This window comes from Paraburkholderia phenazinium, assembly GCF_900100735.1.
In the GTDB taxonomy this organism is placed as follows: domain Bacteria; phylum Pseudomonadota; class Gammaproteobacteria; order Burkholderiales; family Burkholderiaceae; genus Paraburkholderia; species Paraburkholderia phenazinia.
Genome location: NZ_FNCJ01000011.1, coordinates 234,391 through 246,372 on the forward strand (window position 1 = coordinate 234,391; position 11,982 = coordinate 246,372).

Annotated in this window: 10 protein-coding genes; 4 read left to right on the forward strand and 6 right to left on the reverse strand. The window is 54.0% G+C overall.

The window, feature by feature from the left end; translation table 11 throughout:
• Nucleotides 1-168 precede the first annotated feature (168 nt).
• Genes BLQ92_RS23915 through BLQ92_RS23930 form a run of 4 tightly spaced genes read left to right on the forward strand, consistent with a single transcriptional unit; the run spans nt 169 to nt 4,059 of the window.
• Complete coding sequence (locus tag BLQ92_RS23915; protein WP_425194950.1) at nt 169-1,293, forward strand: KpsE/RkpR family capsule polysaccharide export protein; 1,125 nt, start codon at nt 169-171, stop codon at nt 1,291-1,293.
• Between the two features lie 42 nt (nt 1,294-1,335).
• The gene (locus BLQ92_RS23920) at nt 1,336-2,097 is read left to right on the forward strand and encodes an ABC transporter permease (RefSeq protein ID WP_175772677.1); all 762 of its coding nucleotides are present in this window, start codon (nt 1,336-1,338) and stop codon (nt 2,095-2,097) included.
• Nucleotides 2,094-2,747 carry an ABC transporter ATP-binding protein gene (locus BLQ92_RS23925; RefSeq protein ID WP_090687152.1) on the forward strand — a complete coding sequence of 218 codons (654 nt, stop codon included), beginning with the start codon at nt 2,094-2,096 and terminating at the stop codon, nt 2,745-2,747. Before BLQ92_RS23920 ends, BLQ92_RS23925 begins: the two co-directional genes overlap by 4 nt.
• A gap of 22 nt (nt 2,748-2,769) precedes the next feature.
• Nucleotides 2,770-4,059, forward strand: a complete 1,290-nt coding sequence (locus tag BLQ92_RS23930; RefSeq protein WP_341807008.1) for a glycosyltransferase family 4 protein — start codon at nt 2,770-2,772, stop codon at nt 4,057-4,059.
• A 1-nt stretch (nt 4,060) separates the two neighbouring features.
• Here BLQ92_RS23930 and BLQ92_RS23935 read toward each other — a convergent pair whose 3' ends face one another.
• From BLQ92_RS23935 to BLQ92_RS23960, 6 genes are all read right to left on the reverse strand, one after another.
• The gene (locus tag BLQ92_RS23935) at nt 4,061-5,182 is read right to left on the reverse strand and encodes a glycosyltransferase family 4 protein (RefSeq protein WP_090687154.1); all 1,122 of its coding nucleotides are present in this window, start codon (nt 5,180-5,182) and stop codon (nt 4,061-4,063) included.
• Nucleotides 5,179-6,072, reverse strand: a complete 894-nt coding sequence (locus tag BLQ92_RS23940) for an NAD-dependent epimerase/dehydratase family protein (protein WP_090687156.1) — start codon at nt 6,070-6,072, stop codon at nt 5,179-5,181. Before BLQ92_RS23940 ends, BLQ92_RS23935 begins: the two co-directional genes overlap by 4 nt.
• A 2-nt stretch (nt 6,073-6,074) precedes the next feature.
• Nucleotides 6,075-7,112 (reverse strand): GDP-mannose 4,6-dehydratase, encoded by a 1,038-nt coding sequence (gene gmd / locus BLQ92_RS23945; RefSeq protein ID WP_090687158.1) that lies wholly within the window; start codon nt 7,110-7,112, stop codon nt 6,075-6,077.
• Between the two features lie 120 nt (nt 7,113-7,232).
• Nucleotides 7,233-8,789 (reverse strand): Wzt carbohydrate-binding domain-containing protein, encoded by a 1,557-nt coding sequence (locus tag BLQ92_RS23950; protein ID WP_175772676.1) that lies wholly within the window; start codon nt 8,787-8,789, stop codon nt 7,233-7,235.
• A gap of 279 nt (nt 8,790-9,068) precedes the next feature.
• Complete coding sequence (locus BLQ92_RS23955; protein ID WP_090687161.1) at nt 9,069-10,757, reverse strand: glycosyltransferase family 4 protein; 1,689 nt, start codon at nt 10,755-10,757, stop codon at nt 9,069-9,071.
• 22 nt (nt 10,758-10,779) lie between these two features.
• Nucleotides 10,780-11,964 (reverse strand): glycosyltransferase family protein, encoded by a 1,185-nt coding sequence (locus BLQ92_RS23960; RefSeq protein ID WP_090687163.1) that lies wholly within the window; start codon nt 11,962-11,964, stop codon nt 10,780-10,782.
• Between the last annotated feature and the right edge of the window lie 18 nt (nt 11,965-11,982).

Below are 11,982 nucleotides of genomic sequence, written 5' to 3' on the forward strand. Positions count from 1 at the left end.
ACGCAACCATGCGGCCCCGTCTCAAACGTTTCCGCGAGAACTTACCGCGGAATTTTGCTGTAATTTCTGCTCTTCCCTCGATTTCGCCAATGGCGCATTAAGGGATTTGAAAGAGCCATTCAGTTTGGACAAGACGAGTTGGAAACCGTAGCTAACAATGAAGCGGCACTGCCGCCCTCGGGGAAGAAGAAGGGTCTCGTCGAACGTATCAAGGGAGTCAACCGGATTTTTGCGTTGACTGTCGTGGTGCCTACTGCTATCGCCATCCTGTACTTCGGGGTAATCGCCTCCGATATCTATGTGTCGGAATCCCGCTTCGTGGTACGCAGTCCGCAACGGCAAAGCCAGACAAGCGTGGTCGGCGCACTACTCCAGGGCACTGGCTTTTCGCGAGCACAAGACGACACGTACCCGGTGATCGACTATATCCAGTCCCGGGACGCGCTCAAGGAACTGAATCGGGGTGACTACATTGTCGACGCTTATGGCAATCACGGCGACTTCCTAAGCCACTTTTCGCGGCATCTAGACGGAAGCTTCGAGTCGTTGTGGAAATACTACGGCAAGCACATTGTCTCCGTGGATCTGGATTCGACCTCGGCGATCACGACCTTGCAGGTTCGCGCCTATACGGCGAGCGACGCGGCGAAGATCAACGAAACGCTGCTGGAAATGAGCGAGCGTCTGATCAACCGCATGAATGAGCGTGCGGCCGTCGACACAGTGCAATTCGCGCAGCAACAGGTGGATCTGGCTGCGGCCAAGGCGAAGGACGCGGCGGCAGCACTCGCTTCGTACCGGAACTCGTACACAGTCTTCGACCCCGAGAAACAGTCGGCCCTGCAGTTGCAACAGGTCACAAGCTTGCAGACGCAAATGTTTGCAGCGCAGACACAGTTGATCCAGTTGCAGTCCATCTCTCCGCAAAACCCGCAGATTCCGGTGCTGAAGACCAGCATTGCGACACTTGAAAAGCAGATCCAGGAAGCAACCGGCGGCGTAACGGGTGGCGCAAACTCGTTGTCCAACAAAGCGGCTGCCTATGCACGACTGCAGCTCGATTCCCAGTTTGCCGACAAGCAGTTGGCTTCGACCATGGCGGCGTTGGAGAATGCTCGCGCCGAGGCTCAGCGCAAGCAGCTGTATCTTGAACGGCTGGTGCAGCCGAATACGCCTGATGTGGCGATCGAGCCCAAGCGGTTGAAGGGGATTTTTGAGGTTTTTGCGCTCGGGATGATTGCTTGGGGCGTGTTGAGTCTGCTGCTCGCGGGCGTACGCGAGCACCACGACTGAGGATTGGACAGCGTGCATCACGATACTCCCCTACTGAGGTCCATGCAGATTCAAAGGCGCGTTGTGGGAGCGCTTTTGATGCGAGAGATCTTGACAAGGTATGGCAGACACAACATTGGCTTTCTGTGGGTATTTTTCGAACCAATGATGTTTACGCTGGGTGTGCTCGGCTTGTGGACCATTTCAAAAGCAACGCACGGGTCGTCACTTCCGATTACTTCATTCGCCGTTACGGGGTACTCGTCGGTTCTGCTATGGCGTAACTGCGCGAATCGCTGCGGACTGGCCATTCAACCCAACCAGTCACTGCTCTATCACCGCAACGTGCGCGTCATCGATCTCTTCATGGCGCGGGTTTTGCTGGAGATCGCCGGCGCGACGATGTCATTCGTATTCTTGACGGTATTTTTCGTGACTGTCGGGATGATGCAGCCTCCGCAAAACATCTCGATGATCCTCGGCGGCTGGATCTTCCTCGCTTTTTTCGGCAGTGGGCTCGGTTTTGTCATTGGTGCTTTGAGTGAGCGCAGCGAAGCAGTCGAACGTGTATGGCATACGGTGGCATACGTGCTGTTCCCACTTTCCGGCGCGCTTTTCATGGTCGACTGGTTGCCAGAGAAATTCCAGAAGGTAATTTTAATTTTGCCGATGGTCCACGGCACCGAGATGTTGCGCGGCGGATACTTCGGATCGCTGGTTAAACCTCACTACGATATCGGTTACATGGTCACATGCGATATGGTTCTGATGCTACTCGGCCTATACCTCGTCCGGGATGCCGGCAAGCGAGTTGAACCCGAATGATCGAGCTGAGAGAAGTCTGCAAGGACTATCACACACGTCAAGGCCGACGCCGCGTTCTCGACAAGATTAACTTGCGCGTCAACCCAAGCGAGAAAATTGGCATCCTCGGTCGAAATGGTGCGGGCAAGTCGACGATGATCCGCATGATCAGCGGAGCGGAATTGCCGACCGCAGGCAAGATTCGCCGCAGCATGAGCGTGTCCTGGCCGTTAGCATTTGGCGGGGCATTTCAGGGCAGCCTGACCGGCATGGACAACCTGCGCTTCATTTGCCGGGTTTACGGTGCCGACGCAAAGGCCGCAGAGCCGTTCGTTCAAGAGTTCTCGGAACTTGGCTACTATCTACGCGAACCGGTCAAGAGCTACTCGGCCGGCATGCGAGCACGACTTGCCTTTGCTATTTCTATGGCTGTCGAATTCGATTGCTTCTTGATCGACGAAATCGTCGCTGTCGGCGACAGCCGTTTTCACGAGAAGTGTCATCATGAGTTGTTCGAACGGCGCAAGGACAGGTCGCTCATCATTGTGAGCCATGATGCCGGATACATCCGAGAACACTGCGACCGGGCTGCCGTACTTGTGCAAGGTAAGCTGCACACGTTCGACGAAGTCGAGGAAGCCTTTACGTTTTATCAGGAAAGCGTGAGTTGAGGCCGCTCGCGTTCTATTGCCCGTGCACCACCTGATCAAGACCTTCAAGGCGGCAGCGCTACAATTCGTCGCTATCTGGTTGCTACCTCGCAAGGTTGCAACTGCAAGGCGCGCGGTGATGGCGCTTCGGCCGACTAACGATGTCGAGCAGCGCGGCGCCCGACAGTTACTCATCGACGTGTCGATCATCGCTTCGCATGACGCGGGCACTGGGATTCAACGCGTCGTCCGGTCCCTGCTGCTACCACTGCTGAATGTACCGCTACCCGGATTCGAGGTTCGGCCAGTACGTGCGACGAGAAAACAACGATATCGCTACGCGAACAGCTATGTCGCATCTCTAACCTCATCCGGGCCACCCGGGGAGGACGAGTATGTTCAAGTATCGAACGGTGATATTTTCGTCGGCCTCGATTTGACCAGTCGTATTTTGCCCCGGCGCCAGTTCGAGTTGCTCCAGTGGCAAGCAACGGGGGTGCGCTGCGCTTTCGTCGTCTACGACTTGTTACCGCTGCTTCATCCTCATTGGTTCACACAACGAGGGCGCCGGTCGTTCGTGCATTGGCTGTCTACACTGGCGATCCACGCAGATGCCCTGTTTTGCATCTCAAACTCGGTTTCAAACGAAGTGCGCGACAGCATGAGATGTCGCTTCGGCTTAAGCGATGCCGCGGTTTCAGCCCGGTGGTTTCACCTTGGAGCCGATCTGCCAAGCAGCGACATTCTGCCAGACAATGCCGCATCACGCTCACTGCGTCGAAACCAATTGTCAGGATGCCCCACTGTTCTGATGGTAGGCACAATTGAGCCACGAAAAGGTCATGCGCAGGTACTCGACGCCTTCGAACTACTGTGGAAAGACGGCGTCAAATCAACATTGATCATCGCGGGAAAGCAAGGCTGGCACGTCAACGCGCTCATCGACCGTCTAAGAAGTCACCCTGAGAACGGCAAGCGCCTGCACTGGTTCGCCGATACCGACGACGTCGAATTGACAAAGCTCTACACTGAACTCGACGGCCTCGTGATGGCGTCTGAAGCCGAGGGATTCGGGCTACCATTGGTCGAAGCCGCGCAATACGGCATGCCCGCATTGCTTCGCGATCTCCCCGTATTCCGAGAAGTCGCCGGGAACCATGCGGCCTATTTCACTGCAAAGACTGGCGCCGAACTCGCGCCTCAATTGGCACGGTGGTTAAGCGAGCTCGAACGCGGCGCTGCACCCGCCAGCCACGCAATGAAATCACTGACGTGGTCCGCGAGTGCCGAGCAACTAAAAGCCTTGATAGCAGAACTCGACCGTCAAAGGTAGCTCAACCGAAGCGTCGACACACCGCGAGCGTCCGCTTTGCGCAACGCTCCCAACTCACCGTGCTAGCGACGTGTAAGCCGCGTGCGGTTGCGGCCCGCCGCCAGGTTTCGTCGCACAATACCAACTCGATACCATCGCGCAGCAACTTATGATCGTCCGGTTCGACGAGCCATGCCGCACCATCTGCAACTTCCGGCAACGACGAACAGTTTGACGTTAAAGTCGGTATGCCGCTTGCCATTGCTTCGAGCACCGGAAGACCGAAACCCTCATATATCGACGGAAACAAAAATGCCCTTGCTCCCGAGTAAAGCAACGGGAGGAATGCCTCTTCGACAAAGCCAAGGTACCTCAGCCAGCCTTCGCGCTCGCCCCGCTCGATCTGCTCCCGCAAAGCATCACTCAACCACCCCGTGCTGCCGGCTAAAACCAATGGATAGCGGGTACGCAGTGAGGACGGCAGATCCAGATACGCGGCAAGTAGACGGTCAATCCGCTTGCGCGGTTCGAGCGTGGAAACGCACAACGAATACTCGCCGTGGACCAGGCCGTGCTCGTTCAACTCAGCCGCTATCTCGTGGGCGCTCCTAGGGCGAAACTCCTGCCGCGCCCCCAAACCGATCGCTGTGATTCGCGTCGGCGACCATCCAAAATAGTCGATGACCTCGGCGCGTATCGCTTCAGAATCCGTAATCAGATGAGCAGCACGCTTGAGCGTCGACGCAAAGCCGCTTTCGAAATGCTTGATCCGTGCAGCTGGATGGGTCTCCGGGTACTTGAACACGGAAAGATCATGCACCGTCACAATTCCACCATCAACCGACTCCGGTAAGAAGTAATTCGGTGAATGGAATACATGTTGGCGCAAATCGCGCTGCATCCGCCATCGACGCCAGCTTTTCGGTGCACGAAAGAAGCCACGATCGCGCGTCGGCGTGACCGCTTCAGATCCCAAACCTTGCAGCATATCGGCAGGATCTGCAATCCAACGGTCCGCGAAATAGTAGCGAATCGAGTCGAACTCTTTTGAGCAGGCCTGGTAATGGCTCGCCAGTTCCCAAGCGTACCGGCCAATGCCGGTCAACGGCGGGATGAGTGCATCTACCGCCAAGATCAATTTCAAGCGGCACTCTCCAGCATCCAGCTCAGCGTCTCGCGCAGCGAGATGCGAGGCAACGTACCAATGGCTCGTTGAAGTTTCCCGCCGTTACCAACCAGCCTATGGACCTCGTTGCTTCTAAGGTAGGCCGGATTGACTCGAATTTCTTGCTGAAATCCGGTCAATTCTTTCATTATTGTTAGCACATCAAGCAATGCATGTCCCGCCCCCGAGCAGACGTTGAAAACTTGCCCGGCAAAGTCACCGTGTAGCAATCGGCCATAAGCGCGGACAATCATTCGTACGTCAGAGAAATCCCGAACGACATGCAGATTGCCCAGTTCCAACAGCGGCGCTTTTCGCCGAAAGTGATCGACAATCTTCGGCAAAAGGAAGTTCGGGCTTTGTCCGATGCCGGTGTAGTTAAACGGACGCACTATCGTGATCGGGAGCTTGCCGCGCCAAAGATTCGCAACGTATTCCATCGCTAGCTTGCTAACGGCATAGTCGTTCGCTGGAGCAGGGGGCACGTGTTCATCGATAACTTCGCGATCGGAGTTGCCGTACACGTTGGCACTGCTAGCAAGTAATATCGACCGCGGCGAGCAACCCGACGCAACCACCGAGTTCAGCAGATTACGGGTTCCTAACACGTTGGCTTGATAGATGGCGCTAGCGTCACCATGCGCGACGAAAGAAATCGCAGCAAGATGAACAACAGCATCGGGCCGCTCGCGCGCGAGCAACTCTGTCAGCGTGCCATGATCGAGCAAGTCGCACGTATAAGTGGGCCAGCGCGCTCCGGCCTTGGGACCATGGCTGATACCACACACTTCGTGACCGCCATCCTCCAGTTCCGCTGCAAGATGGCGGCCCGTGAACCCACCGATCCCGGTGATCAAAACCTTGGACATAGTCAGAAGGAGAAGCCAGCTTTATTGCGGCGAATATCTGCCTCAACCATCATCTGACAAAGCTGCTCAAGCGTGGTGCCGGGATGCCACCCCAACTCCTCGCGAGCCTTTGCTGGGTCGCCAATCAGCAACTCGACCTCGGCGGGGCGATAGAACTTTGGGTTGATCTTCACAAGCGGTCTGCCACTCACGCGCTCAAAGCCGACCTCGTTCTCGGCATGACCTTCCCATACCAATTCAAGATCCGCCGCCTTTGCAGCCATCGTAACGAAATCGCGCACCGTCTCGGTGCGGTTAGTTGCAAGCACATAGGTATCCGCCTTATCTGCTTGCAGCATCCGCCACATCCCCTCGACGTATTCCTTCGCAAAACCCCAGTCGCGTTTGGCGTCAAGATTGCCAAGCTCGAGAACGTCGAGCTTGCCCAGACTGATCTTTGCGATGCTATCGGTGATCTTGCGCGTCACGAATTCGCGCCCCCGCAACGGCGACTCGTGATTAAACAGAATCCCGCTGCTACCAAAGATGTTGTAGCTCTCGCGGTAGTTGACGGTAATCCAGTGCGCATACAGCTTCGCAACACCATACGGGCTGCGCGGATAAAACGGCGTGCTCTCCACCTGCGGGATTGCCTGCACTTGGCCAAACATTTCAGAAGTGCTTGCCTGATAGAAGCGAATCTCAGGGTTCACGATACGAATCGCTTCGAGCAGATGCAGCGGGCCAATGCCGGTGATCTGTGCGGTTGTTGCGGGCTGATCGAATGAAACCCCAACGAAGCTCTGCGCAGCCAGGTTGTAGACTTCTGTGGCTTTAGTGTTCTGAAGCAAACGAATGCTCGAGCCCAGATCGGTCAAATCGTATTCAACCAAATGCAGATCGGGATGCTTACCAATGCCCAGTTCGTCAATCCGCCAGAAATTGACCGAGCTGGTACGGCGGTAGGTGCCGTAAACCTTGTAGCCCTTTCCCAACAGAAGTTCGGCGAGGTAAGCGCCGTCTTGTCCAGTAATGCCCGTGATGACTGCTGTTTTTTTCATTTTTGTACTCGTACTTACTAAACTCATTAGTTATAGAAAAGGAACCCATCGCGTCTCACAACCGGACTCTCTACCCGACAGTAAGATCGCGATGCATTCAGATCCCGGAGAGAAACGTGCTTACCCCGGCAAAACCTCGCACCCCGTTGTCACGACGACGGTGTAAGCCGCCGTTTCAAGCCCGATCTCCTCAAGCCAGCCAAGCCCCTCTTGCACCAGCGTTGGTACTAACGTATAGCGTCCTGGCACAGGTGGCGCGACGACGCTCATACTTGTCATCACGGCTTTCCAAGCTGGAACACCGCCATCGGGCAAGGAGCTTCGCTCACCATCGAACACGGCCATTTCGCCTTCGATTCCAAGCCAGTGATAGGACAGCCTTACCGGGCACGAACCATCTCCAATCCACCGTCGATCGCCGTGGTTAGTTATTTCAACGTCCAGTCGCACGTGTTCGCCTGAAACCATCTCAACGGGGGGCGTCCGGAGCGCGACACTGCCGTACGCATATTCGACGACCGGACTCTCCAGACCGGACGCTAGAGGCGTCAGCGCAATCTCAGCAGACAGATTTGCATATCCGGCAAAGGGGCGTTCCACACGGTGATGCACCTCAAATTCACATAACTTGTCGTACCAGGCGAGGTCACGCACGCCATCACCAACCTTTTCCGAAAACGCAAAACCTGCCGTGTACGAGCCAGCCGGCAAATCGGCAACCAGATGATGGATGACACGATATGTGCCTCGCGGCAGGTCCTGATGGCATTGATCCAACAAAGAGCTGTTGATACCGAAGGCCCAACGTCGATCGCTATCGAAGACGTGAACACCCATCTCAAGATCGGCTACCTGTCGCGACAAGAAAAAATCCACATCGAAAGTCAGCAAGTCCCCGTGAAAAACGACAGCCTCACCCCGTAACGCCGCGGTCAAAATCGTGATATCTGGCGTGGTGATCACTCGATCACGGACCGGTTCGTACTTTTGCCACTTCGATGCGACTGACGTGACATCCTTGCGTGACTGACGTTGTCCGGCTGACACCTTCCATCCGACAACCTCCTCGTACAGGCGTATGTCAAGTTGATTCAGCTCGACAATCCGTTCACGCAGGGCAGGCGATATTTCTCTTACCTTAGGCCGCTGGTTTGTAGGATTCACCGTGGCAATAGTGCCTGGGTCAGGCAAGCAAACCAGGTCGGACACATCAGAAAGAAAGGACGAGTAATCCTCATACAAACCTACAATTTTAAAATCACTCAATGACTGTAAAGCTGCAGCAACTTTTCCATCGAAAATATTAGACGAAAATCGCTGAATCTGCGCAAAATGCTCTACATAGTAATTCGAAATTGATGACCGAATTTCATCATCGACAATCTCTCCATTACTCTGCAAAAAATTTCGCGCGCCATTCTTATGACGCTGAAATTCCGGTGTATCAGGAACAGTATTTTCAGCGTAGAACAGCCACGACAGCACTCGATCGACTGGATCACGCAATAGAGTGATATAGTCATAACGAGGATCCAGCTCTCCATCAAAGATAATATGTGCGCTAATGATTGGGAAAAGTCCACCGTAACCACGCAAGAGCTCCGAGTGATTTCCGTTTAGATCAGGCGTCACCGTGCCTGCGCCCAAAGCATTCGTCAGCCATGATGTGATGGCCATTCCGCCTGTCTTACCCAAGTGGTCGAATACAATCCGACCCGAAAATGGCGCAATTCTACTCATAGCAATCCAATTGGCTGCACTCCCAACGCAACATTCCACTTAAAGCACCGGCACTTCAATCAATAACTTCCGGCGCTTATTCAACGGCCATTCAACAATCTACCGAGACACCCGTGACGAGACAAAGGTGAGGCTAACGCAATCTCAATTTCCCGCATTGTTCACGGCAATCGGATTGCGTTTCGGACAGACACAGCCTCGAACAACTCGCGATTATCAGGCCAATCTCTCGATTACGACTTTTTTCAAATCCAGAGCGGCAGAATCGACCATGCAGCGAATTTCAAAATCATCTATATCATGATCCAGACGAACTTCGAAAGAAGCGAGCGAGCTCTCCGCACCGACTCCGGATTGGGATGCCTGTACCTCTCCACTCCAGTAGCAGTCTTCCCCACCATTCGCAACAAAATCGAGCGTTATGCCGCCCTGATTCGCCTTCCCAGAAGTGGCGATGATCGAGACTTCGTAATGTCCGGCTCTCAACGGTCGATGTGGTCCAAACATCAAAAACCCAGGTTGCCCCACGCTGCGCAGGCGGTCGCCCACATGCAACCCAACCTGGGTACTAAAGTCATACCCCGGATAAAGAACAATCGGCTCGCTATTCACTTCTTTCGTGATAGTTTTAATAAAACCCACCACGGCGCTCGCAGTTTCTTTCCACGTTCTTACCGAATACGATTCACTTGCGCGCGCTTCCATTTCATCGACGATTTGAGGATCGGTCACCAACTCAAGGATGGCATCGGCCCAGCCCTGAGGATCCCATGGCGACAAATAACGAACCATTTCGCCGCCAACCTCCGGAAGAGAACCCTGATCGGAGGCCAATACAGCTTTTCCTAGCGCCAACGCTTCGCCCACAGGCAACCCCCACCCCTCATAAAGGGACGGATATACGCAGAATGCTGCCTTTGTGTAGAGCAAATTCAACTCTGCATCGTTCACGTGATTCAACTGAACGATCAATCCTTGTGTCAGCGGATCGAGCTCGACATCTTTGAGTAGATCGCCCACCCCCCAACCCTGCATCCCAACGAAAACAAGCTTGGGTAGCTTGTTAGCGTGCCCAGCCTTGCTCAGCAAGTGATACGCACGGTAGAGGACTTCGTGATTTTTTCTACGCTCAATCGTTGAAACAAACAGAATAAACGGCTCGGACGCCAGTTGCTCCAACTGACTGGATACGTCACCAATATTCTTCGGCACATTGTCACCTAGTGGTATCACGCAGGTGGGCCGCTGCGGGGCTCCCAATTGCTCACAAAGATTCAGATAGTCCCGCTTCGTCTGCTCAGAAATACATAGGACACCAGAGGAACCCCAAGTAAGCGAGTTGAAGTATTCCTTGAAGCGGCTCGCCACATCGCCGACGCAATACTGGGGAAACAACACCGGAATCAAGTCGTAACAGCAAGTTATTACCTTGATCCCCCGTTGACTGGTCAAATTGTGAAACTCTGCCGTATAAGGCTGATCCCAATCCAGTCCGACGGATATCAATACATCACCAGCCTTTGGCTTCAGTCGATTTTTCGTAGAAAGCGGAATACGAATATCGAGCGAGCCATTGATTTTCTCGTCAGACTTATCCCTATCCACCTCAAATTTCCTGATCGCCCGGGCAATGAAGTTTCTTGCCATGGTAAAAGATGGCGTGCGCGGAAGCAGCATATCCACCACTTTCTCAGTCGCTACATCTTCATCCGGCTGTGATGGCACCCACTCAACAAATTCGCCGTCCAGCCAAACGCAGGCCTTGAAACGATTCGGGCCGAGCGCTTTCAGCAGTTCTTCACACAGCGCCTGCTCGACTCGCACAATTCCGACCGGTGGACGCGTCCAATTTGCGCTGGTCGTAACGTTCATCCAGACTATTGGATCGCTTTTGTGTTCTGACATAACCATAATCAATAATTGACTTTTAAAGTCTGGAAACCAACGAAACCAGAGGTCGCAACGTGTTCTCCCACAGCACGCACTCTCTTTGATCTTTCTCGTCTGGAGTAAGGACGTTGGCCGGAGCGCTCATACGCTCTCTCAGTGCCCTCAAAAACCGCGGGGGTTCGTCGAAAACGGACACCCCTGGAGATTTGGAGAACTGCTCGAAACCGCGCATGGCCGTCGGCGTCGCAACAATGTGCTTGCCAGCCCATAGTGCCTCGGCGGTTTTCAAGTTGGTCCCACCACCCTGAGTTATCGGCAAGATTATGCTATGTGCCGTTTCTATCAACCCTTGCAAGCAGTCTTCTGAAACCATGCCGGCAACGACGCATGCATTCCCCAAGCCTGCGGTTTTGGGGAAGCGCGGATCACCCTTGATACTCTCGCCCGCTCCGCCTGCAATCACAATCCGTTCATTTGGAGCAATGCATCCCAGACCCTTACCAAAGATATCGTAAAAGCCTGTGATATTTGGCGGGTGAGCACTACCGCAATACAAAGCAAATTTTCTGTTGCCAGAAATTTTATTAGCCTCCCTCAATCCCGCTTCGGTAACGTCTCTGCGTTTCACTCCGTTCGCGGCAAGCACACTCTCTACGCGTGCATGCTTGCGGGTCCAGTCAAGATCATTTTCCGATACGCAGCAGATTGCATCGGATCCGGCAATTGCGGCTAGCTCGCAGCGAAGCACTCTTCGTCGTGCGTCTTCGGCAAGCTCCACGCCAAGATACGTTTTGACGATCTTGTACTTAAGCTCGTGCTCGATATTCTGCGAACCGTAAACTATCTTTGCAGATTTATTCGTTCGCTGCGAAACGTATCGTTTGGCAAATCCAAATAGCCAAGGTTGCTCGACATGAATAACATCGGGCTCGGCTTCAATCAAATCCGCGAGTTGATTGAAATATTGATCATCTCGCTCAAATAGCTGGCCAATCGCCCAATCATCCATCAATGCGGAATTTTCAATATATGGCGCAAATGAAGGCATGCCCGGGTATGGCAAAAATCCCTTCGCAGCTGGGTATAGCTCACTTCCCAAGACACCCACCATCTGTACGGTGTTGCCTGCGTCCTGATAGCTTTGCGCGATGTTATGCAAGCGATGCTGCCCACCGTGAAGCGGCTCATCAGCAGAATAGGTGCTAAGAGTTACAATTTTCATTTCAATAAGCCGCTTTAA